This window comes from Roseofilum capinflatum BLCC-M114 (genome assembly GCF_030068505.1).
Classification (GTDB): Bacteria; Cyanobacteriota; Cyanobacteriia; order Cyanobacteriales; family Desertifilaceae; genus Roseofilum; species Roseofilum capinflatum.
The window spans coordinates 1-21091 of the sequence record NZ_JAQOSO010000082.1 but is presented as its reverse complement, the minus strand read 5'-3'; the positions used below and the strand labels follow the sequence as shown (position 1 = coordinate 21091).

Annotated in this window: 21 protein-coding genes and 2 pseudogenes; 5 read left to right on the top strand and 18 right to left on the bottom strand. The window is 45.9% G+C overall.

All coding sequences use genetic code 11. The features are described from left to right. Window positions 1-122: 122 nt before the first annotated feature. Genes PMG25_RS14590 through PMG25_RS14580 form a run of 3 tightly spaced genes read right to left on the bottom strand, consistent with a single transcriptional unit; the run spans window position 123 to window position 2212 of the window. A complete protein-coding gene (locus PMG25_RS14590; protein ID WP_283767628.1) occupies window positions 123-851 on the bottom strand; it encodes a ribonuclease III domain-containing protein in 729 nt (242 codons plus the stop codon). Between the two features lie 13 nt (window positions 852-864). After that, window positions 865-1599: an NUDIX hydrolase gene (locus tag PMG25_RS14585; protein WP_283753891.1), complete on the bottom strand. Its 735-nt coding sequence runs from the start codon at window positions 1597-1599 to the stop codon at window positions 865-867. Continuing rightward, on the bottom strand, window positions 1553-2212 hold the full coding sequence (locus PMG25_RS14580) for a nicotinate-nucleotide adenylyltransferase (protein WP_283767627.1): 660 nt from the start codon (window positions 2210-2212) through the stop codon (window positions 1553-1555). Before PMG25_RS14580 ends, PMG25_RS14585 begins: the two co-directional genes overlap by 47 nt. A 248-nt stretch (window positions 2213-2460) precedes the next feature. Here PMG25_RS14580 and PMG25_RS14575 point away from each other — a divergent pair, with 248 nt between their 5' ends. Further along, the gene (locus tag PMG25_RS14575) at window positions 2461-2736 is read left to right on the top strand and encodes a hypothetical protein (RefSeq protein WP_283767626.1); all 276 of its coding nucleotides are present in this window, start codon (window positions 2461-2463) and stop codon (window positions 2734-2736) included. Then, window positions 2723-2836: pseudogene (locus PMG25_RS24490) on the top strand (type II toxin-antitoxin system VapC family toxin); the annotation flags it as partial. The gene PMG25_RS14575 and the pseudogene PMG25_RS24490, both read left to right, overlap by 14 nt. On the opposite strand, the gene PMG25_RS14570 reads toward PMG25_RS24490, so the two are convergent. The 5 genes from PMG25_RS14570 to PMG25_RS14550 form a co-directional block, all read right to left on the bottom strand. Next, the gene (locus tag PMG25_RS14570) at window positions 2837-4183 is read right to left on the bottom strand and encodes a nicotinate phosphoribosyltransferase (protein ID WP_283767625.1); all 1347 of its coding nucleotides are present in this window, start codon (window positions 4181-4183) and stop codon (window positions 2837-2839) included. It lies immediately after the preceding pseudogene. A 94-nt stretch (window positions 4184-4277) separates the two neighbouring features. Then, entirely contained in the window at window positions 4278-5570 is a 1293-nt protein-coding gene (locus tag PMG25_RS14565; protein WP_283767624.1) for a hypothetical protein, read from the bottom strand. 25 nt (window positions 5571-5595) lie between these two features. After that, on the bottom strand, window positions 5596-6324 hold the full coding sequence (locus PMG25_RS14560; protein ID WP_283767623.1) for a hypothetical protein: 729 nt from the start codon (window positions 6322-6324) through the stop codon (window positions 5596-5598). A gap of 243 nt (window positions 6325-6567) precedes the next feature. Further along, entirely contained in the window at window positions 6568-6708 is a 141-nt protein-coding gene (locus PMG25_RS14555) for a hypothetical protein (protein WP_283767622.1), read from the bottom strand. Window positions 6709-6867: 159 nt separating this feature from the next. After that, window positions 6868-8556: a tetratricopeptide repeat protein gene (locus PMG25_RS14550; protein ID WP_283767621.1), complete on the bottom strand. Its 1689-nt coding sequence runs from the start codon at window positions 8554-8556 to the stop codon at window positions 6868-6870. Window positions 8557-8751: 195 nt separating this feature from the next. Between PMG25_RS14550 and PMG25_RS14545 the strand changes: the two genes are divergently transcribed. Together PMG25_RS14545 and PMG25_RS14540 are read left to right on the top strand one after the other, a co-directional pair. Further along, the gene (locus PMG25_RS14545) at window positions 8752-9987 is read left to right on the top strand and encodes an RNA-guided endonuclease InsQ/TnpB family protein (RefSeq protein WP_283767620.1); all 1236 of its coding nucleotides are present in this window, start codon (window positions 8752-8754) and stop codon (window positions 9985-9987) included. Window positions 9988-10149: 162 nt separating this feature from the next. Then, on the top strand, window positions 10150-10296 hold the full coding sequence (locus PMG25_RS14540; RefSeq protein ID WP_283767619.1) for a hypothetical protein: 147 nt from the start codon (window positions 10150-10152) through the stop codon (window positions 10294-10296). A gap of 112 nt (window positions 10297-10408) precedes the next feature. On the opposite strand, the gene PMG25_RS14535 is transcribed toward PMG25_RS14540, so the two are convergent. The 10 genes and pseudogenes from PMG25_RS14535 to PMG25_RS14490 all read right to left on the bottom strand — a co-directional run bounded on the left by PMG25_RS14535 (window position 10409) and on the right by PMG25_RS14490 (window position 20128). Next, on the bottom strand, window positions 10409-10891 hold the full coding sequence (locus PMG25_RS14535) for a DUF1824 family protein (protein ID WP_283767618.1): 483 nt from the start codon (window positions 10889-10891) through the stop codon (window positions 10409-10411). Between the two features lie 265 nt (window positions 10892-11156). Continuing rightward, window positions 11157-12824 (bottom strand): ATP-binding protein, encoded by a 1668-nt coding sequence (locus PMG25_RS14530; protein ID WP_283767617.1) that lies wholly within the window; start codon window positions 12822-12824, stop codon window positions 11157-11159. 8 nt (window positions 12825-12832) lie between these two features. Next, on the bottom strand, window positions 12833-13750 hold the full coding sequence (locus PMG25_RS14525; RefSeq protein ID WP_283767616.1) for a phosphate/phosphite/phosphonate ABC transporter substrate-binding protein: 918 nt from the start codon (window positions 13748-13750) through the stop codon (window positions 12833-12835). A 130-nt stretch (window positions 13751-13880) separates the two neighbouring features. Then, window positions 13881-14765 carry a 4-hydroxybenzoate solanesyltransferase gene (locus PMG25_RS14520; protein ID WP_283767615.1) on the bottom strand — a complete coding sequence of 295 codons (885 nt, stop codon included), beginning with the start codon at window positions 14763-14765 and terminating at the stop codon, window positions 13881-13883. A gap of 98 nt (window positions 14766-14863) precedes the next feature. Further along, window positions 14864-15919 (bottom strand): threonine-phosphate decarboxylase CobD, encoded by a 1056-nt coding sequence (gene cobD, locus PMG25_RS14515; RefSeq protein WP_283767614.1) that lies wholly within the window; start codon window positions 15917-15919, stop codon window positions 14864-14866. Between the two features lie 26 nt (window positions 15920-15945). Further along, window positions 15946-16236, bottom strand: a pseudogene (locus PMG25_RS14510) (HU family DNA-binding protein); the annotation flags it as partial. 213 nt (window positions 16237-16449) lie between these two features. After that, entirely contained in the window at window positions 16450-17265 is an 816-nt protein-coding gene (locus PMG25_RS14505; RefSeq protein WP_283767613.1) for a hypothetical protein, read from the bottom strand. 90 nt (window positions 17266-17355) lie between these two features. Then, the gene (locus tag PMG25_RS14500) at window positions 17356-18348 is read right to left on the bottom strand and encodes a PRC-barrel domain-containing protein (RefSeq protein WP_283767612.1); all 993 of its coding nucleotides are present in this window, start codon (window positions 18346-18348) and stop codon (window positions 17356-17358) included. 226 nt (window positions 18349-18574) lie between these two features. Next, window positions 18575-19555 (bottom strand): arsenic resistance protein, encoded by a 981-nt coding sequence (locus tag PMG25_RS14495; protein WP_283767611.1) that lies wholly within the window; start codon window positions 19553-19555, stop codon window positions 18575-18577. Window positions 19556-19723: 168 nt separating this feature from the next. Then, window positions 19724-20128 (bottom strand): DUF302 domain-containing protein, encoded by a 405-nt coding sequence (locus PMG25_RS14490; protein WP_283767610.1) that lies wholly within the window; start codon window positions 20126-20128, stop codon window positions 19724-19726. Between the two features lie 497 nt (window positions 20129-20625). On the opposite strand from PMG25_RS14490, the gene PMG25_RS14485 reads away from it, so the two are divergent. After that, the gene (locus PMG25_RS14485) at window positions 20626-20862 is read left to right on the top strand and encodes a DUF2811 domain-containing protein (protein WP_271940372.1); all 237 of its coding nucleotides are present in this window, start codon (window positions 20626-20628) and stop codon (window positions 20860-20862) included. Window positions 20863-21091 lie beyond the last annotated feature (229 nt).

Below are 21091 nucleotides of genomic sequence, written 5' to 3'. Positions count from 1 at the left end.
CCCCCTTCTCCTGCGGGAGAAGGGGGCAGGGGGATGAGGGAACAGCTATATAGGTACAAAAAAACTCTGATTGTCACCATTTTATGAAGACAAGAAAATAGGATTTAATTTAAGCAAGCTAGTTATTTTTCAGCTTTTTGAATCAAGGAAATTAATTTATTTCTAGCAAAAACAAATTTACCTTTTACATAGTGTTTTCCCAAGGATTTTTCATCGAAATCTCCTAAATCTAGCATCTTTTCCTTGCACCCTTCTCGAATGTGGGATAAAACTTCTTTTGGGACTCCCGGAAATCGAGCATATAAATAATCGCTGGCAATTAAGTTTAAGGCAGATGTCCCCAAATGAACAAAATCGCGATAGGGTTCACCACTGCCAGGATAATCTGGAGGAATCAGGGGATTATCAATGCCAATCACTTGTCCCAAAAACCAATCGCGCACCTGATAAAAATTACAATCGAGGTAAATCATACCGGTGAGCAATTTGAGAAATTGTCCTAAATGGATGAACCGTTCATCGCCCCAGCGTTCGGGATGATCGACGCGAATTTGTATCCAATCGGTGACTTCTAACTGATCGGCTAATTTTCCTAGGGTTTTCGGCTCTAGAAATTCAATCCAGGCTTTGGGTCGTTCATAGCAGCAATCGGCGGCAATCATTTGCAAAACGGCTTCTCCGAGGAATAAGAGGCGATCGCCTGATTCATCGAGAGCTTTGCCTTCCATTAAGGCTCGCCCTGACTTCAGCACTTGCCAAAGATATTCCTTTTCATTAAACTGGTAACGAATTGTAACTTCAATCCGTTCGGCTTGATGGACTTGTCCGGGGTTATCGTGGATTTTAGTCATGCGATCGCACTCATCAAATAAACACCATGGGTTTATCTTTCAGTAAATCGAACGCTTGTGCATCAAATCGATAAAGGCTGGCTGGTCTCCCTGCTCCCCGTGAGGCTTTCACCCCTGTATCGTATAGGAATCCTAACTTCAGCAAGCGAGCGCGGAAGTTAGAATAGTCTGAAAAATTTTCCCCTAACACCGTAGTGTAGAGCTGATACAAGTCGTTGAGGGTGAACATCTCCGGTAGGACATCGAAGGCCACGGGACTATATTCCAATTTGTTGCGTAAACGTCTGTAGCCATATTCTAGGATCTGATTATGATCAAATGCTAGGTCTGGCACTTGATGAATGGGATACCAAGCAATGCCACTGACTCCATCGGCAATCAGTTGAGCTTCATCAAAACGCACGAGGGCAAAGTAACTGACGGAAAGATATCGGACTCCATATTGATCGGGAGCTTCCCTGGGGTCGCGTCCTGGGTCGCCAAAGGTATAGAGTTGCTCTAGATAGAGATTTTGGGCGCGAATTTTCTCTGAGAGAATGCGATAGGCGGCTTGTTCGAGGGATTCGGAGCGACGGACAAGGGTTCCGGGTAAACTCCATTGATTGAGATAGGGGTCTTCATGACGCATCACCAAGAGGACGAGGAGTCGGTTGAGGGCGCTATCAACGGAAAAGATGACGTTATCTACGCCCACCTTAAAATCAGCTAACGGCTCTTTGTGAGTTGGTTTGGAATGGCTCTCTGGCATGATACAACTGCTCCCGATGGATGTAATCCTGGATGGGAGGCGTAATAACTTGGGTCTCCTTTCTTTCACGATACGCTGTTGAGGACACAGGTGGCACATCAAAATCGGCGATCGCCACTTTTCCTCCCAATTCGGTGAGCGCTTGCACTTGCTCTGGCTCGATGGAGTACCCCGATCGCTCTACAATGAGAACTTCGACTTGCTGCAATAAGGTCTTGATTTGATACCACTTGGGCATTTGGGCAATTAGATCGGAGCCAACAACTAGGATAAACTGGACTTCGGGCCACAAATGACGGGCGACATTGACGGATTCTAGCGATCGCGAATAACCCAATTGGGGATACAAGCCAATATTGTCATAGTCCTCTTTGAGGTCTTCGATCAACAACTCCAGCATCGCCAGACGATGATCTAAGGGGGTTTGGTGGTCTTTGAATGGGTTATTGGAAGCCCAAACCGCCACATAATCATAATATTGGCTCAACCATTGGAGAATGGTTCGATGTCCCTGGGTGGGTGGATCGGCGCTAGTTCCAAAAAGGGCAACAGTGTTCATGGGTAAAAGGCAAGGGAATAGGGAATAGGGAATAGGGAATGGATCGTTCGCCATCCTCCTTCTCAGGTTACTCCTCTTCTGATTATAGTGCAATAAACCATAATACTGTCAACCTGTTTTTTATGAAATGACCTTAAAATAGCCTGAAAACCAAAATTAAACCCCTTATTCCCCTCTTAACTCCACTCATTTATAGTTTTTAACACCAATATTCTCAGCGATTTCCAGAACTCACGTTATTATACTGATATTTGCAAGGAACATAGCGTGAGTAGGTTAAAATTTGTATTGAGGAAAAGATAATGGTTGATATCGAACAAATCCAAACAGATATTAATGAATTACCTGAAGAAGCGCAAAGCTTACTCTTGGATTTTATTGATTTATTAAAAAAGCGCTATTCAACACCAGAAAAACGAGCAATAAACTCAGACCTCTCCCAAAATAATCAATTGAGTACCTTAGACATTCTCAACGAATCTGAGTTGATCGGTTGCATCAGTGCAGAACCCAATCTTTCTACTGATTATAAATCTGTTGTTCAAGAAAAACTAGACTGCAAATATGATCATCGTTGACACGGGATTTTGGGTTGCTTTATTCAATGATAAAGACCAATATCACCAAAGGGCACAAGCTATTCTAGCTAAATATCCTTATGAACCTTTAATCACAACTTTAGCCTGACAATATCTCCTCGATTAGTTGTTGTAGTTTAGCGGAAATTTCCATGGGTACAGGAACGGGATCTTCTAAACGGCGACAGGAGGGGGGAAGACTGAGGACAGAGGTACGGGTACGCTCTTGGATCAGATCGAGGGTATCGGGAAGAGTGACGGATTCTCCGGCTTTGAGCAGGGGTTGCAAAAGAGGAATTTCTTCGGGTTTAGGGGATTCATGAATTAAACCCAGGCGATCGCCAATACATTCTCCCTCACTGCATCGCCGAAAGATTTGTTTGCGTCCAGGATAGCTGACTTTATTGGTGGAGCGCTTCATCACTGGTTTATCTTCAATTTCCACCAGTTTATAGACTCCATTAACCGGGGAACCGGTGACCAATTTTGTACCAATTCCATAGCCATTAATACAAGCACCGGCTTGATTTAAGCGTTGCATTTCGTATTCGTCAATGTCTCCACTGACAAAAATAGGAACGTCTGGTAACTGTTGGCTGATTTTCTGGGATAGGGTAACCAGATCCCCAGAGTCTAGGCGAATACCGGCAACTTCTAGAGTTCCTGCTCTGATCTGCTCGGCTAACCGTTCGGCTGCTGCCAAGCTGTCGTAGGTGTCAATTAACAAAGGAGCGCCGGGAAAATAGCGGTAAAAGGCTTGAAAGGCGGCATCTTCTGCACCTTCGCAGGCGGCGATCGCCATTACCAGAGAATGAGCCATGGTTCCTGCGGGGTTGCGACCCAATTTTAGGGCGGCTAATACATTAGATGTGGCATCCATTCCTCCGGCAATGGCGGCTCGTGCTGCCCAGAGAGCGCCCTGGGGACTAAATGCCCGTCTTGTACCAAATTCTAGGATCGACGCATCCTCGCCCGCCTGATCTCGCATTCGGGCAGCTTTGGTAGCGATGAGGGTTTGATAATTTAAGGTATTGAGTAAATAGGTTTCCACCAGTTGAGCTTGCCAGAGTGGGGCTTCAATTCTCAACAGGGGTTGGTTGGCAAAAATTGCGGTTCCTTCGGGTACAGCCCAAACATCGCCGGTAAAGCGAAATTGGGCTAATTTTGTCCAAAACTCCGCAGGCGCATGGTTAAAAATACCGGTTGCTCGCAGTGCTTCAATCTGAGCGGCTGTAAATTGCAGGTTTTGCAAATACTCCAGCGCGGGTTGCACTCCCATGGCGATCAGGTAACCGAAACCTGGGGGTAAACGGCGGGTGAACAGTTCAAAGCTGGCGCGATGTTCTGCTATGCCTTCGCCGATATAACAGGCGTTCATGGTGAGCTGATAGAGATCGGTGAGTAGACTGTTGTCTTCGAGGTTGAGGGTGAGTAAGGAGTCTTCCATTTTGGCGATCGCCTCCCTTAAGGCTGCTTCCCTTCTTATTATAGTAGATTAAACCATAATTGTGTCAATCTATTTTTACAAAAATCACCTTTACTCAGGGATTGGGGGGAACTTTGGGGTCATTCTCCGGAAGCGTGACAAACAAATAGGGCAATAAAAACCCAATGACTGCCGCAGCAAATGATAGGGCAGCCGTAATTTGATCGGGACTCAGATAACGACTGAGCCAACTGGAGTTTAAGGTTTGTACGGGATAATCTGGATCGAGTCCTACAGTCAACTTCTTGCTTTTTCCCGCTAACCTAACTTGCAGCCCCACAGGATCACAATTGAGGTCAAAATAGCGCAATTTCTCAATATCCTGAGCATCTGCTGTGGTTAAAAATTGATTGTCCTGTATCGTTAGAGTTTTATCATTCATACGGACTTCCCCTTTCAGAATAGAAGAGTGAGGGAAATCATTGCGAGAATCTCCCACGCGATCGATCCATTTTAAGCTCACATCAGTTACCGGTAAATTTCTCCCAATCCATTCCGGTTCTGTCTGCATGTTTTCCCTAAAATTTAGCGATAACTGGCTTGAATAAAACAGAGATAATTCGGGATTTAGGGGCGCATTAGGAGTAAATTGAAGTTTGGTGATGGGGGCTTCTAATCCCTCAATCTTAATATTTTCAAGGACTAAAATAAAGAGTTCTGGATTGAGTTTGAGTTGTAGAATAGCCGGTTTTTGGGGGGACTCATTGGTAGGAAAGTTCAACCCCAGATTCAGTTGAGTTTCCGGAGGATAGGAAAGATAACTGAGATTGACTTGAGTGGTTGAATTTAAAGCCAGCCGATCGAGGGTTAAACCTTGAGCTGTTGAAGGATAGAGTAACAGGTGACTGTTGGCTTCAGAAAAGGTAAAAGAAAGCTCGGTTTTTTGGCTTAAAATTGAGTTAATTTTATGATTTTCTGGACTGGTAAAAGTTCCCCTTAAGGTTAGAGTTTCTGAGGAGGTTTGTAAACTTAAAGAGGTTAGATCGTCGATATTTTGCAGCAAGAAGCGGGAGTTGGGTTCCGGAGTCGTGAATTGAATATGACTGACGAGTAAGGTGGCTTCAAAGTTTTGGGTTCCGGGAATAAAAAAGTGGGTCAGCAAGATAATAAAAGATACGGAACATAGGATAAATGCAGCGATTTTATCTTTCTTACTTGTCAAGCGTTTGAAGGGAATGGGGGAGACTTCAGCGAGGATCAGAATGATTTTGAAAAAGCCGACTATGGGTAAATATATCAATACCCACAGAATCCAGGCAAGCCCATCGATAAGGTGAGACCAAATAGGGCGATCTCGGTCAGATTTTGAGGCGTTCTGTTTGGGGTGGTTTCGGTTGGAAGATTTCATCTAGGAGTTATGTTCAAATTAGGCGCTAAAACCAGGCTGGATTATGATAAAATAGAATAATTCGGGTATCCGTTTCTTTGGGTTGTCCTGGTTTTTGTTGTTCCATCACTATATAGAGTTCGTAGCGTCCCGCAGGAGCATTACCAAATGTCCAAGTAAAGGGGACTTGTCCAGTTTTGGGAATTTTTTGGGAAATATTATGGTAAATTCTACCGTCTTTGCGAATTTGTACAGTGGGGAAAGTGGTACGTGCATTGCCGACAAATAGGGTGAATTCGTAGCGTTGAGAAGAGGGGTCGAGAATAACGGGATAGTAGATAGTTTCGCTCTTTTGGGTCAGATATGCAGTGGCTCGCAGACTATCGGGAGCAACTCTAGCTCGTTGTAAAATGGGCTGGGTATCTAAGTTATATTCCATACCATTGCGGATAGGCAAGAAGCGGTTGAGGTTGTCGAGCAGGTAACCGCGATCGAACGATTGCATGATAAATTGGGGCTGTTGGTTAATGCCGGGAATGCGGAGGGTGAGGCGGTTGGGATATGCCGCAGGTGCGCCCGTGGTAAAGGATACTAAGCGAATGCTGGCGCTAATGTCGTGATTGACTAAGCCTTCGCAGCGATCGCCCCTATCCATATAGGCTAGACTATTACGGTTACCCGTGGGACAAGCCAAAGCCGGTGTAGCGCTGAGGGTAACCGCGAGAGATAGGAGCGTTAGGAAAATTTTGGTATTTCTGCAAGCGGACATCAACATGATTCAAGCCTCACTCAAGACTGATTCTATTATAAGAAGAATAGATCGCAAATCTGACGAGAAACCCAGTTTCTCCAACAATATAGCTAGTCTAAATGAGTTGTAAAACGGGAAATGCCCTCTCCCTTTCATGTCCGCTTTGCGGAAAATCCCTCTCCCACGGGAGAGGGACTTTTCCCCCTTCTCCTGCGGGAGAAGGGGCTGGGGGATGAGGGGCAACTGTTGGCAACTCATTTAAAAATGCTAATCGTTCTCCTCAGTGTAGACCACTTGGGCAGTGGATAGGATTTCTTGGCGACGGATGGGGTTTTGGCTGCGTAAAATTGCTCGTTTGCTGATTAGATCGACTTTACGATTAAAAATGGCTTCTAATTCCTGTTGCATCTGGATACAGCAGTTTTCGCTGTTATGTGGGACATCTTGATCCCCCTTTCATGTCCGCTTGCGGAAAATCCCCCTTAAAAAGGGGGACTTTCCTATTCCCCCTAGGTTGGGTTAAGGAACGTGCATGTCGCCGACATGAAAATTTTTAATTTTTAATTTTTAATTGATCACCCGCCAGCGCCGCAACTGTTCAACTACCGAATCAATGGGGTGGCCGAAACCGAAACCCCGCGTCGCGATAGGATTTTCGGGGATGTCTGGTGTGGCGATATTGGGGTCGGTGTCGATACCTTCAGTGGTAATCAGTTGGATGACAATACCGATGACTTCGTTGGTTTCCGAGTTGAGAATGGGGCCGCCAGAATTGCCAGAAGCGAGGTTTGCGTCTAGGGTCATCTTATGGCTATTGAGGTTAACATTGGTGACGTTGCCGATGACCACATTCCAGGGGTCAGCAAGATTATTCGGATGACCGATAATGGTTACCGGTTGGGTGCGGGGAATAGCACCGGAATGGAATTTCAGGGGGCGGATGGTGTCGTCGTCTGCTCGGATGCCTTCCACTTTAATCACCGCCAGGTCGAGGGGGTCTCCAGGACGGGTAATGTGTTCCAACGTCGCTGGGTAGGGGGTACGTTGGTTATAGTCTAGGGTGCTGAAAAACTCCACTTGAATGGTTTCGCTGGGACGGTTGCCGTGTTGAATGACATGGCGGTTGGTCATAATCCAGATGGTCTCTCCTTCGCGCTTGAAGATCCAACCCGTGCCATAGTCTTTACCCTGGCTGTTTTCGGTAATGATGCGAACCGTGGAGCGCATTTCATAGACCAGGGGTTCCTCTTCTGGGCTGGGAACATAGGCTAGGTCGCTGGGTGGGGGTGGGGTGCGCTGTTGAGCCAGGAAGCGCTCGGCTTCCCGGAGGTTGTTTTGGGCGGTGGTAAAGTTGGGGTCAATTTGAAGAGATTTTTTGTATTCGGCAATGGCCCCTTGCAGGTCGCCTTGTTGTTGCAGAGCATAGCCGAGATTATTGTGAGCAAGGGTATGGGCACTCCATGGTCTTCCTTGTTTATTAGGTAAACTGAGTGCTTGATAATAAGCTTCTATGGCCTCTGTGGGTTTGTCTTGTTGTCTGAGGGCAATGCCCAGGTTGTTGTGAGCGCCTGCATCTTCGGGGTCAAGTTCCAGGGCGCGGCGATAGGACTGCACTGCCTCCGGGAGTTTCCCTTGGTCGTAGAGGGCAAGACCCAGGTTGTAGTGAGCGAGGGCATATTCGGGGTCAAGTTGAAGGGCGCGGCGATAGGACTGCACTGCCTCCGGGAGTTTCCCTTGGTCGGAGAGGGCAAGACCCAGGTTGTTGTGAGCGGCGGCATATTCGGGGTCAAGTTGAAGAGCGCGGCGATAGGACTGCACTGCCTCCGGGAGTTTCCCTTGGTCGGAGAGGGCAAGACCCAGGTTGTTGTGAGCGGCGGCATATTCGGGGTCAAGTTGAAGAGCGCGGCGATAGGACTGCACTGCCTCCGGGAGTTTCCCTTGGTCGTAGAGGGCAAGACCCAGGTTGTAGTGAGCGAGGGCATATTCGGGGTCAAGTTGAAGGGCGCGGCGATAGGACTGCACTGCCTCCGGGAGTTTCCCTTGGTTTCTGAGGGCAATGCCTAACCAGACATAAGCCACACTATCCGGTTTTTGATTAATAACCCTGCGCCAAATTAACTCGGCTTGGGCATAGTTGCCAGAGTTGTAGGCCGCTTCTCCTTGCTGCCGCAACTCGTCAATCGTTTGGGCAATGGTCGCTTGGGGAGTGACGACCACCGCGAGAGTTAACCAAAATGCCCAGAATTTGCGAAACACGGTATCAATTAACAATTAAAAATTAAAAATTAAAAATGGGGGTTGATACTTATTGTAGTGGATTTTTGCGGGTGGGGGGTTTTCATCCGTCCATCTCCCCACACCACCCATTATTACCGGAAATTTGGGTTTAGAGCAACGCCCTTCTAGGGCGGCTTTATATTTATCCGCAACAATGTGTGATAAAATAATGTCATGTTAATTAGAGAAGCCAAGCTACTAAACGGAACGGAGGCGCAATACTGCGCTCTCGACAATGCCATTCGTACCGCTCAATTCATTCGGAATAAGGCGGTTCGATACTGGATGGATAATCGAGGAGTGGGGAAAGCGGCTCTATACTCGCTATGTAAGGATCTAGCCAAAGAGTTCCCGTTTGCGGGTAAATTAAACTCGTCCGCTAGACAAGCTAGTGCCGAAAGAGCTTGGCGGGCTATCTCTAGTTTCTATAGTCGTTGCAAGAAAAAGGAAAAGCGTAAAGGGTATCCTAAGTTCACGAAACACTGTCGCTCGGTAGAGTACAAGGTTAGCGGGTGGAAGCTATCGGAGGATTGTAAGTCTATCAATTTCACCGACGGTTTCAATATCGGAATCTTATCTTTATATTGCAACGGTGAGACGAGGGAAGACCTATTCCGTCTCAAAATCAACCGCGTGAGAGGGGTTCGTAGAGCGGATGGATACTACGCGCAATTTTGTTTCGACGCTGATAGGAAAGAAGAGGGAACGTACACAGGTAACGTTGTCGGACTGGATTTAGGATTGAAGTATTTCACCAAAGATCAGAACGGGAATGAAGTTGTATACCCACAATACCTCCGTAAATCTGAAAAGCGATTGAAGAGACTACAGAAACGACTAAGTAAGAAATTCGTGAAAGGGAAGAAACCCCAATCGAATAATTACCATAAAGCTAGGAAACGACTCGGTAAACTCCACTTAAAGATCCAGAGACAGCGTAAAGATTGGGCTATCAAACAAGCCCGATGCGTGGTTCACTCTAACGATGTGATTGTCTACGAAGATCTGAAAGTGTCGAATCTAGTCAAGAATCATCACTTGGCTAAGTCGATATCCGACGCTGGTTGGTATCAATATACCCAATGGCTAGGCTACTACGGAAAAGTGTGGGATAAGGCGGTAGTTTCCGTCTCACCAAACTACACTTCTCAAGACTGTTCTAGTTGCGGTCATCGGGTGAAGAAGTCATTAAGTACCAGAACCCACTCCTGCCCGAAATGTAAGCTCGAAATTTGTCGTGATACCAACGCGGCGCTCAACATACTTAAGAAGGGTATGGGGATTCTCGGTATGGATTGGCAAAACGGTAGCGTAGGGCATACGCGATCCGCCTCGAAAGAGGGAAAGATCGGGGAGAAGACCGCCTCTACTGTCGATGGGAAACCTGAAACAGCAAGTGGACTTCAGTGAACCGAGAGTTAGAATCCCCGTCGCTTCAGCGCGGGGAGTATGTCAACAAACGCAACAGAATATAAAGAATAGTAGAGCAGCGATCCCACTTGTCATGGAATTGCTATAATCAAAGCATCAGGAATAAATCAAATGATTTCAAGTTAAAGAAAGGAGACAGTTATGAATATGTTTTCTGCTATAAACGACATCGTGATGTATATGTTTGATGCCATCGGCGAAATCTTCAGTCCCAATCACGATCAATATCCCAGTGTTGGCGTACAACCCTTTAACGGTGACTCTTTGTCCGAGTGGATGGAATTCTAATCTTGTTGGAAACCTTTTGAGAGAAACGCTTAAATTTTATGAATCTGTTGACCCTTCCCGGTAGTTTGTTCCCAAACAGGCTACCGGGTTTCTCATGGCACTACACTAAGCATTAAGACTTAGCAGAGATGGGTTGATCGTCAAAGAGATTTAAGGGGAAATGGCCAAAGGTTCCATTGAGTTGATCGTAGTCAGAAGATAAACAAGAAATTAAAACCCCTCGATAGTCTCCTGTATAGCTATCGTGATAATGGGCTAAGGTTTGGCCATTAAACTTAATATAAACCGGTTCAGCGATCGCCGGAAGTTGCACCAGATTAAAGGGAACCGGATAGCCCAAAGCGCTCAAATAATGGGCAAGAGCGGTAAACCCTTGTGTCCCCTCATCGGCACAAACCCCGAAATTATGATGATCGGCTAAACTCGCAACATGGATTAAGTGCGATCGCAGTTGCTCCCGTTGCTCTGGTATACTCAGATCCACAGACTCCGGCTTCACACTAAACACTTTCAGATACTGAAGGGCGGCTTGGGTTTCAAGACTCAAAGATAAGGACACAATGGGTAAGGATAATAGAACAGCAAGCCATATCATATCAATTAACAATTAACAATTAACAATATAATTAATTACAGTATGTCATTGCGAATGGAACGCAGTGGAATGAAGCAATCTCGATCATCTCCAAATCCTGGCGTTTCGGTTGTCACCGACATGAAAGCGAAGCTTGCGTGTTTCCGCTTCGCGGACATGAAAGCGAAGCTTGCGTGAAACGCGAAACGCGAAACGCGAAACGTAAAGCGCGAATGCTTCCATCCGGTCACAATGACAACTGTTTCAACGGATTTGATATTATTACTTAACTCATTAACATCTGCTGCGTGCAAGGAATCTCAATCGTAAATTCTGTCCCTTCTCCCAATTGAGATTCACAATAGAACTGTCCTTTATGCTTATCGACTACAATTTGATAACTAATAGACAATCCTAAACCCGTTCCTTTACCCACCGGTTTAGTGGTAAAAAACGGATCAAAAATACGATCTTGAGTTTGCGGATCAATGCCTGGCCCATTATCCTTAATTCTAATCTGAATTAATCCATCGTCACTCACTCTCGTAGCAATCGTAATTTCACCTTTGTGTTCAAGGCTAACCTTATCTTCTAAAACATCGATCGCATTAGCCAACACATTCATAAATACCTGATTTAACTGACTCGGATAACATTCTACCCTAGGCAGATTTCCATAGTCTTTAATGATTTCAATTTCAGGAAAATTTGGCTTATGCTTAATACGATGCTGTAAAATCATCAATGTACTTTCAATCCCTTCATGGATATCTACCTCTTTCATATCGGCTTCATCTAGCCGAGAAAACGTCCGTAAAGATTTGACAATATCCCGAATACGGATCGATCCTCCTTTCATCGAGTTCATCACTTTTTGCAAATCACTTGTGAGAAACTCTAGATCGATCTCCTCAATCACTGCTTGTACGGCTTCGGTAGGTTGAGGATAATCTTGTTGATACTGATCGATTAAATGAAGAAGATCTTGAATATATTCTTGGGCATAGCTAAGATTACCATAAACAAAATTGACCGGGTTATTAATCTCATGGGCAATCCCCGCAACCATTTGTCCTAAGCTAGACATCTTTTCATTGTGAATTAATTGTGATTGAGTTTTTTGTAGCTCCCCCAAAACCTGCTTTAAATGATCGTTGCTTTTCTCTAATTCATGGGTGCGATCGATTACTTTTCGCTCCATATTATAATAAGAGTTAGACAATTGTTCTGCCATCTGATTAAAGGTATTTGCTAAGGACTCAATTTCATCTCCAGTGTTAATATTTATTCGGTAATTTAGTCTACCCATACCCATTTGTTCAGCGCCATCTTTGAGTTGATATAAAGATTTAATAACTGGAAATATAATCCATTTTGATTGCCAAAAAACGACCAAAAAAAGCATACAGATTAACAAAGCCTGGAAAGCCCTGGTTTTTTGTTTGACCCGATCGGCATGATCTTGGGCTTTTTCATCCAGAGTTTGGGTATAATCCATTAAACTCTTTAAGGAAAAATGAATATCATTTGCAAAAAAGTTGATAGAGCGTAGATCTTGCTTTTGTTTAGATATTTCATCCTGGTTTTGCGTTAGCTGTTTGCTCAGTTGATGGAGTGTTTTTTGGCGATTAATTACTACTTCAATTTCCTTTGAATCAGGAAATTCTATCGCCAATTCATCTAAGGTCAGTAGAAATTTAGATCTAGCATTTTCATAGCGTCGCAGGTTTTCAGGTAATTGATCGAGAATCACAAAATCTTTAAGGGCAAAAATTTGTTCTTCTAACGTTGTTTGTAATTCTAGCATTGCTGACAGATATTCACGGCTACGTTCTCGACTTTGAGTAACCGATTTTTCTGCTTGATGAACGGTTAGGATACTGCCCCCCATACTGATAGCAATCGTGCTAATCACAATGATGGAAGAGGCAATGAATTTAGTGGCAATCTTCATAATCAGACCTAGTTATCTAATCCTAGGGTTTGTTGGATGCGACGAATGGGTTCGTAATCTTCATCTGCAACTGAAGTATAGCCAGAAGCTTGCTCTCCTCCCACTAATCCTAAACCAGATGGTGCTTCAATTAAAGCTTTTCGGACGCTCAGTTTGAATTCATCGGGTAGGGTAGAGCGGATGACTAGAGGAGAATTGGGTAATGGATCGGATTGCCAGAGGATAACATAGCGATCGCCAGCTAACTCTCCTGATGCTTTGGCTCTCTGGTATGTTGTTTCTTCAATAGCGATCGCGTCTACTTCTCCCTGAGCTAAGGCAGTCGCATTTTTATCATGGCTCCCCGAATAGGCGATCGCGGCAAAATCTTCTTCTGGATCAATCCCCATCTCTTGAAATTGGGCACTGGGTACTAAATAGCCAGAAGTTGAAGATTGACTGACAAAACCAAACCGTTTACCGCGCAAATCCTCTAACGTTGTAATCCCTTGGCTGGTATCTGCCACAATTACCCCAGTATACCAAGGCCGACCCGTAGACTGTTCAATATGGGTCACTAACGGCTCAATATCAGGATTTTGATCTTTAGCTTGGACGTAGGAAAAAGGGCCTAAATAAGCCATTTCTACCTGTTCTTCAACGATCAGTTGAATAGAAGTCTTATAATCTGGCGTGACTTCAAAATCAGTCGGAATACCTAAAGCTGTCTCTAAATAGGTTTCCAATTCTTGCAGTTCCTGCCGTTGGATTTCTGGAGCGCGATCAGGAATGACAGCGATTTTAAGTTCCTGGACTGCTGCTACAGAGGCATTGGAATTGCGATCGGCAGATTCTGTAAGATTGGGTGGAGAACAAGCCGCCGTTACTACAGATAAAGCGATCGCCCCAATTGCAGTAATATTAATCCGTTGCGATATAAAAAACATGGTCAAATAACCGAAAGACTATACTCTAATTTAAGAGTAAGAGTAGCACTCGGATAGAAACTGCTATAACGCAGGGAATTTGATCCATGAGAAAAAGATGGCGAACTTTTTCCCCATACCCTCACAACGATTAAAAGAGTGTGCCGGAAATCATGGCAGCTAAGAGCATGAAGCCAATGATTACATTTTGACCAAAAATTTGACCGTAGAGACTGGGGGAAACCTCCGGTTGTAGGAGATCGTAAACCTGTTTCGCCCAAAAAATCACCGCCAGGCTCCACCCTAACCAAAATGTCCAATGGAGGGCCATGATTTGGCTCTCTAGGGCTAATAAAAGGGCAGTTCCGGCAAAAAAGACTCCCACGGCGATGGGGGTGTTGTCGCCGAAAAATAGGGCGCTGGAGTTGACTCCGATGCGTTGGTCATCTTGGCGATCGGGCAGGGCATAGACGGTATCAAAACCGAGAGTCCAGAGGACAACTGCTCCCCAGAGTACCCAGGTGGCGGGTTCTAGGTTGGCGGTAATAGCGCTCCAGCAAATGAGGACGGCAAAGCCCCAGGCAATGGAGAGGACAAGCTGGGGCACGGGAAAGACTCGTTTGGCAGTGGGATAGAGGACAATGACGGGAACGGCAGCGACGCAGAGGAGGAAGCTAAACCGGTTGAGATATAGAGCTAAGAGGGCAGCACAGAATAGAGCTAAAATGGCGATCGCCACTCCCACCTGAACTGAGAGAGCGCGAGACGCTAGGGGACGGGTTTGGGTGCGTTCTACTTCTGGGTCAATATTGCGATCCCACAGGTCATTAATCACACAACCGGCCGCACTGGTGACGAATGTGCCGACAATAATCACACCGACCAGGGGCAGGGGGGGAGTTCCTTGGGCAGCCAGGAATACAGCCCATAGAGCCGGAACCATGAGAATAAACCGACCGGCGGGTTTATGCCAACGCAAGAGTTTAATGATACTGAGCCAGGTGGGATCGGTTTGGGGTGGGGATGGACTAACCATAGTGAATCAGTTGAGAGTAAACAGTGAAGAGTTCATCGTGATCCCAGTTTAAGATGCCGATTGCCAGAAGCCAAAGAAGGTAAAAGAATCCCCTTCGGTCAACGATCGCCCAAAGCACTCAGTAACCGTTGATTCTCAGCTTGGGAACGAACAGCGATACGGAAATAGCGATCGCCCAATTCCGGAAAACTCGTGCAGTCTCGGATCAGGATCTGGTGTTCTTTTAATAACCATTCCTGTAGCTCAGTGACGGATCGATCGACATTCACTAATAAGAAATTAGCAGCTCCTGGGTAAGGATTGAACCCTGGCAACGATCGCAACCCTTCTAAAAGATCCTCGCGGGTGGGGGGTAACCAGTCCCAGGTTTGCCGTTGAAAATCCCGATCGCCGATGGCTGCAATTCCGGCCACTTCTGCCAGGATATTCACTGGCCAAGGATCGCGCCAGTGTTCCCATTGTGCAATCCAGGCCGGATCGGCGATCGCATAACCCAGACGCAGACCCGGCAAACTATAAAACTTAGTGAGCGATCGCACAATCACCAGATGGGGATACTCTTGGATCAGAGGGATTAAACTTTGGTCTTCTGAGGGATCTAGAAAATCCATAAACGCCTCATCAATGACCACCCACTCAAATCGATCCAACAGGGGGAGAATCTCCTCCCGTCGCCATAATTTGCCCGTCGGATTATGGGGGTTATTGAGCAACACCCCCGATCCAGGATTAGGAGAGAGGGGAAGGGAAGAGGCTAACTTAGACCAATCTAGGGGATAGGGTTGGATGGGAACCCCAAATGCTTGCAGCGCTCGTGCATAGTCGCGAAACGCAGGAGTCAGCACATAGACCCTCTGGCATTCTCGCAACTGACGAGCGATCCAAGTCAATAATTCTGCGGCCCCATTCCCCGGCAAAATCATCTCTGGGGGAAGCTGATGAAACCGCCCCAGATGTTTCCGTAACTCGGAGTACCGGGGATCGGGGTACAGAGTAATCCGATTCAGGTGAGTGGTAATCGCGGCGATCGCCGATTGTGGAGGGCCCAAGGGATTAATACTCGCGGAAAAATCCAGCAGGCGATCGGGTGAACAGCCTGCGACTGAGGCTGCCCAAACCACATTTCCTCCATGAACCGGACGGTTTAAAGACACTGGCTCAACTTACATCCACTAAGGTCTTACTCGTCTTTCGGAGGAGCCACTTTTTCCTTAAACAGCTTACCCGCCGAAAACGCAGGCACTTTGGTGGCCGGGATTTCCATCTTATCTCCCGTTTTGGGATTACGTCCTTCCCGTGCTTTCCGCTCCCGCGACTCAAACGATCCAAAGCCAACCAAGGTCACTTTGTCGCCTTCAGAAACCGCTTCCATAATCGATTCGAGAGCGGCCGTCAAAACCGCATCCGCTTGTTTTTTGGTCACCGCAGCCTTTTCAGCCACCTTATCGACCAATTCACCTTTATTCATCTTGAATCTCCTTTGAGGATTAACCTGCTGAAACTCCCATTAATTCAGAGTTTCACTGGATTATTCTAATCGCTGTCCTCCCAATATGGATCGGTCAAACCTTTAATTTCTATGGATTTGAGGATTTTTTTCACAAATTATCCAAGAAATTGTATCACAGGATACTATTTTATCGGTTCTAGGGCATGAGGAGATGGAGAAATTACCCATTACGGATTACTGGGTTGATTTCGTGCGGATGGGAATGGCTACAGGTTGGTCGATCGCTTTACTCTGATAACTCGATGGGGGATATTGTTCAATGTGGCGGACAATGGCGATCGGCGATCGGGTACGGCAAGTAAAAAACTCTACGGCAACTTTGCCATCATCAAGCTTGCGAATTTTGGCAGATAAGTCTTTTAACTGGGTTTTCCATTGCCATTTGACTTGCTTGGGAGGGGAGTCAATCAGGCGGTGGTAACTCCAATCTCGATTTTCTTCTGCACAGACAAATTCATCGATTTCTCGCCGTAATAGGGCGGCTACCATAAAAGAGGGAGGAGTGCGATCGCCTTCAATGGCAGCCATAAAATGATCTAATGCACCTTGGGGACAGGGAGGATGCTCCGGATCTGAGCTATGGGCTAAGGCTTCTTCTAGGGTGGCGGTTGTACAATATTCTTCAGGTACAGCCCAGGTGATCCCAGTTCCCTGTTTCGGTTGATTGGGGTCACGATAGATATAGCTCACCCATCGGAGACCCGGTTTTAAGCCCAATCCGGGTAATTTTCGTAAGGGAGTAGCCGGATTAACCGCACTAATGAACCAGGGACCAGAAGGCGATCGCTCTATAATGTCCTCATCGTCCTCTGCTCCCCCTAAACTAAATAATCCCCCTAACTCATCCAAAGATTCAGGTTCTGGGAGATCGTCCGATTCATTAAACGATAGGGAACGAGGAAGATTTTCAGAGTTGGGAAGCACCAGTAGGCTGGTGAGATAGCTACGGATTTTTTGGATAGATGCCAGGGGAAGTTTTTGGATACTCATTAGAAAAAGAAGGAGCTAACAAGGGGCTGGATGCCCCTTGCCCAAGGCTGGGATTGCCCAAGGCTAGGATATTTTGAGTCACACCAATCGTTATCCTTCATACTCTGGCTTTTTCAGAGTTTCTGGGATATTGACTTTAGGCAGATCGTAGGGTTCATCCTGCTCCTTATCAGCCCAGGCATCCGGTTCTATTTCTGTATAAGGAGGTTCATAAGGAGCCTCTGAAATCTCTTCCTCCTCTAGTTCCGGAGGATCGACCCGATAGCTCGGTTCTCGATAGGGCAGATCCTCATCCCCATTATCTCCCCAGTTATCTTCCTCATAATTGGTCTCATACCGGGGTTCAGGTTGCTGGAACTGCCGCATGGGAGCCGGTTGGGGTTCTTCCCACTGATCCACATCCCAGGCTTCTTCCATCACTGGCTCCATCTCGCGGATGGGTTCTTCTGTTCGTAGGGGAGTGCCTGTCCCTAACTGATTTTCAGTTTTAATGGTTGGCATCACATAAGGTTCAGCTCCGTCTCTTTCCCAAGGCGCTTGAGAAATACCGAGCTTCTCCAGCACCCCCGTACTTAACTGCACCATCTGCTCTTCTGCACCTTCAAACACAATCAGGCGGTTGGGCCCACTGCTCACAATTTGGTCAATGGTGAGTTCATAGGTGCTGATCACCTGTTCGGGAATTAGGGGTAGGCCGACTGAGGCAATAATTAAGGAAGTGACGCGATAATCTTCGGTATCAAACCGATAGCCTCTGACCCGGCCGAGCATTTCCCCAGCTTCGGTAATCACTTCACTCCCAATGAGGCTGCTGTAAACTTCTACGTTGACATCTTCGATTACGTCATCATCATCAACAAGAATTACATCACCAACTTGGCGAATATTACTCAAGTACATATAGCGGGGAATTCCGGCGAGAACACCTGAGAGCAGATTATCTCGCAAACTTAGGGCAACAACTTCCCGCCGGTCAATATCAACCCACAGTTGGCTGATGACTCCCAAGCGTTTTCCACTACTTCGGGTGATCACTTGGGTTCCAAGAAAGTCAGAGCGTTGGCTAATTTTTTCCGATATCATTATTAGGGGACGAGTCCTCTTCTCTGGCGAAATATTTATTCTCTATTGTAATTGAGCTGACATCTTCCTTACCGGTCGGGTTTCCGTCAGCTTATGTTTTCGGGTTGAACTAAGAATAGCCCATCTTCGATTTTACTCTGTTCCATAGGAGGGAGCAAGGGGAAGATGGGCGGATGGGGACTGAGGAAGAACCCGGAGCTTAAGGTTCGGTTGGCTAAGGCTTGGTCTAAATGGCTTCTGAGGTGGGGACTTTACCAAAGATGCGGTCGGTAAATTTGACGTACCATGCACCGGCTTGAACTTGGATAATGTAAGCCATGGTAATGATCAGGGCAATTTCTGAGCCTTCTTGACCAAACACGGTCATGGCGATCGCCAGGGCAATGGACAGGTTACGCATGACTGTACCATAGACTAGGGCGATCGCATTGTCGCGATCGAATAAGGCTTTGCCAATCAACGTACTCAACAGAAAGTTAAATCCATAAATCGTCACCAAGGGAACTAACAAGGAGAGCAACATCGCCGGATTCTCTAAAATGGCCTGTGCTTTCAAGGACATGGCCACAAACACAATCCCTAAAACTCCCAAGGTAGAAAAAACGGGAAATTTTTGCTTTAAGTTTTTCTGATATTTGTCCATCCCAACCTGTTTAATCAACAGAAATTGGGTGATCTGACCTAAAATCATTGGCAAGAAGACAATAATGATGATTTGCTTAAAAATATTGGCCAGAGGAATTTCAATCACTGTCCCCATCAAAAATTTGGCATAGAAGGGCGTAGCAATGGAGCCAGCAATTAATCCAATTACTGTCATTTTAATGGCAGCATTAATATTGCCCTTAGCAAACCCTGTCCAGGAAATAGTCATGCCACTGGTGGGTAATAGGGAGGTTAGGAGTAAACCCAAGAGAATTAGGGGTTGATCGTTAAAGAACAGTTTCCCAACTCCAAAGGCAAAAAAGGGAATAATTGCAAAGTTAATAAGCTGGGTGACGATTTGAACTTTGTAGTCTCCTCCAGCGATCACTTTCTTGATTTGCAAGTTGATCATCATGGGATAAACCATCAAGAAAGTGAGGGGAATAATTAATGATTTGAGTCCTGATGGATCGGCCAGGAGTCCAAAGACAACCCCCAAGATCATAAAAATAGGAATTGACCAAGTTAAGTTTTTTTGTAAAAAAGATAAAATTTTCCACATAATTGATTCAAACAACAGTGACGCTAAGGAGTGAAGAATTCCCCCCAATTTTTATTTCATGCAATTGGGGAGACGGTGACCTAAATTGGAGGAAAGATTAGTCTTAGAGAGATGGGTGGTTTTGATGCGTGCAAGTTTAAATTCGGGAGCCACCCGTTTAATCCTCTGCTATGAGGTTAAGGCTGGGGCTTTCAGGTGAGAAATGACGGCTTGCATTTTCTGGCTGGCTTCTTCAGCCATGGCTTGGACATCGGGATGTTCAACGGCTTGGAGCATTCCCAAAGGGTTAACCGCAGAGACTTCAATCGCTCCTTGTCCCTTGTCTTGTACCACCACGTTACAAGGGAAGAGGGTTCCGGCTTTGTCATCGGCTTGGAGAGCGCGATGGGCAAGTTGGGGATGACATGCACCGAGAATGCGATAGGTATGGAACTCGATACCATGCTTGGCGAAAGCGTTTTGAACGTTGATTTCGGTCAAAATCCCAAATCCTTCTTGTTTCAGGGCCTCGGTGACTTGGGCGATCGCCTCATCCAGGGTCGTATTTAGAATAATACTAAAGTGATAGCTCATAATCCTCTGTCTTCTATGGCAATGGTCAGGGCGGTTAACTCGGTTATCCCTGTTGTCTTAACAATAGTATATAACTATTTGGTTGTCAAGCAGTATTAAGAGGCCCATGACTTATAGGGCACAAATTCGTAATTCTTATCATTTCCCCCTCTTTTCCCCAGAACGTCCACAGAGTTTCCACAAGTTCCCCCGATCTTTTCCACAATTTCTCCAGGATTTTACACAACCTTAACCTGACTAAACTCCCATCTAGCCCTATCATTAAGTCTCCCTTGGGGATTTCTCGATCCTGACGGGAACGGCAACGGACTGGAGTCAAATCATAAAGTTATGTAACAAAAAATGGGTTGAAAGTATGATTCTTTCGTTGATGTAACAAAAAATAATCGACTTTTTTAATAATTCGCAACATTGACAATACCGCCTATCCCTAGCACACAATAGAGCCACGAGGCATTATGCCAACATTCACTAAACCCAATCCTTGAGGGCTGCATATGCATACTACGACCGTGAGTATTCTGGCAGAAATACCTGAAGACCTCCACGAATCCATCCAATGCTATTTAGAAAATCATCCCGATTGGGATCAAGAGCGAGTATTTTCTGCGGCCTTGTCCCTATTTTTGCTGCAAAATGGAAATGGTCAGACTCCGGAGAGTCATCAATCGAGCTATCGGAAGGCAGCACGAGTGTATCTAGATGCTCTGTTTAATATCTCGGCTCTGCCCTAAAGGTCTGTACCTGTTGTTTATTTTCTGAAACATATAGGGATTATTTTGTAGGTGGGCATTGCCCACCCTACTGGACCGGCAAGCTTAAAATCATGGGTAAGCTATGTGCTACAATTTACTAATGGAATAAATTACAGCGATCGCGTTGCCCACAAAATTAAGCTTGCCAAGCCACTACTGGACCGGCAAGCTTAAAATCATGGGTAAGCTATGTGCTACAATTTACTAA

Bases quoted from the DNA above. Each gene is read 5' to 3' on its own strand.
- PMG25_RS14590 (WP_283767628.1), bottom strand. From the start codon at position 851: ATGACTAAAATCCACGATAACCCCGGACAAGTCCATCAAGCCGAACGG.
- PMG25_RS14585 (WP_283753891.1), bottom strand. From the start codon at position 1,599: ATGCCAGAGAGCCATTCCAAACCAACTCACAAAGAGCCGTTAGCTGAT.
- PMG25_RS14580 (WP_283767627.1), bottom strand. From the start codon at position 2,212: ATGGCGAACGATCCATTCCCTATTCCCTATTCCCTATTCCCTTGCCTT.
- PMG25_RS14575 (WP_283767626.1), top strand. From the start codon at position 2,461: ATGGTTGATATCGAACAAATCCAAACAGATATTAATGAATTACCTGAA.
- PMG25_RS14570 (WP_283767625.1), bottom strand. From the start codon at position 4,183: ATGGAAGACTCCTTACTCACCCTCAACCTCGAAGACAACAGTCTACTC.
- PMG25_RS14565 (WP_283767624.1), bottom strand. From the start codon at position 5,570: ATGAAATCTTCCAACCGAAACCACCCCAAACAGAACGCCTCAAAATCT.
- PMG25_RS14560 (WP_283767623.1), bottom strand. From the start codon at position 6,324: ATGTTGATGTCCGCTTGCAGAAATACCAAAATTTTCCTAACGCTCCTA.
- PMG25_RS14555 (WP_283767622.1), bottom strand. From the start codon at position 6,708: ATGCAACAGGAATTAGAAGCCATTTTTAATCGTAAAGTCGATCTAATC.
- PMG25_RS14545 (WP_283767620.1), top strand. From the start codon at position 8,752: ATGTTAATTAGAGAAGCCAAGCTACTAAACGGAACGGAGGCGCAATAC.
- PMG25_RS14540 (WP_283767619.1), top strand. From the start codon at position 10,150: ATGAATATGTTTTCTGCTATAAACGACATCGTGATGTATATGTTTGAT.
- PMG25_RS14535 (WP_283767618.1), bottom strand. From the start codon at position 10,891: ATGATATGGCTTGCTGTTCTATTATCCTTACCCATTGTGTCCTTATCT.
- PMG25_RS14530 (WP_283767617.1), bottom strand. From the start codon at position 12,824: ATGAAGATTGCCACTAAATTCATTGCCTCTTCCATCATTGTGATTAGC.
- PMG25_RS14525 (WP_283767616.1), bottom strand. From the start codon at position 13,750: ATGTTTTTTATATCGCAACGGATTAATATTACTGCAATTGGGGCGATC.
- PMG25_RS14520 (WP_283767615.1), bottom strand. From the start codon at position 14,765: ATGGTTAGTCCATCCCCACCCCAAACCGATCCCACCTGGCTCAGTATC.
- PMG25_RS14505 (WP_283767613.1), bottom strand. From the start codon at position 17,265: ATGAGTATCCAAAAACTTCCCCTGGCATCTATCCAAAAAATCCGTAGC.
- PMG25_RS14500 (WP_283767612.1), bottom strand. From the start codon at position 18,348: ATGATATCGGAAAAAATTAGCCAACGCTCTGACTTTCTTGGAACCCAA.
- PMG25_RS14495 (WP_283767611.1), bottom strand. From the start codon at position 19,555: ATGTGGAAAATTTTATCTTTTTTACAAAAAAACTTAACTTGGTCAATT.
- PMG25_RS14490 (WP_283767610.1), bottom strand. From the start codon at position 20,128: ATGAGCTATCACTTTAGTATTATTCTAAATACGACCCTGGATGAGGCG.
- PMG25_RS14485 (WP_271940372.1), top strand. From the start codon at position 20,626: ATGCATACTACGACCGTGAGTATTCTGGCAGAAATACCTGAAGACCTC.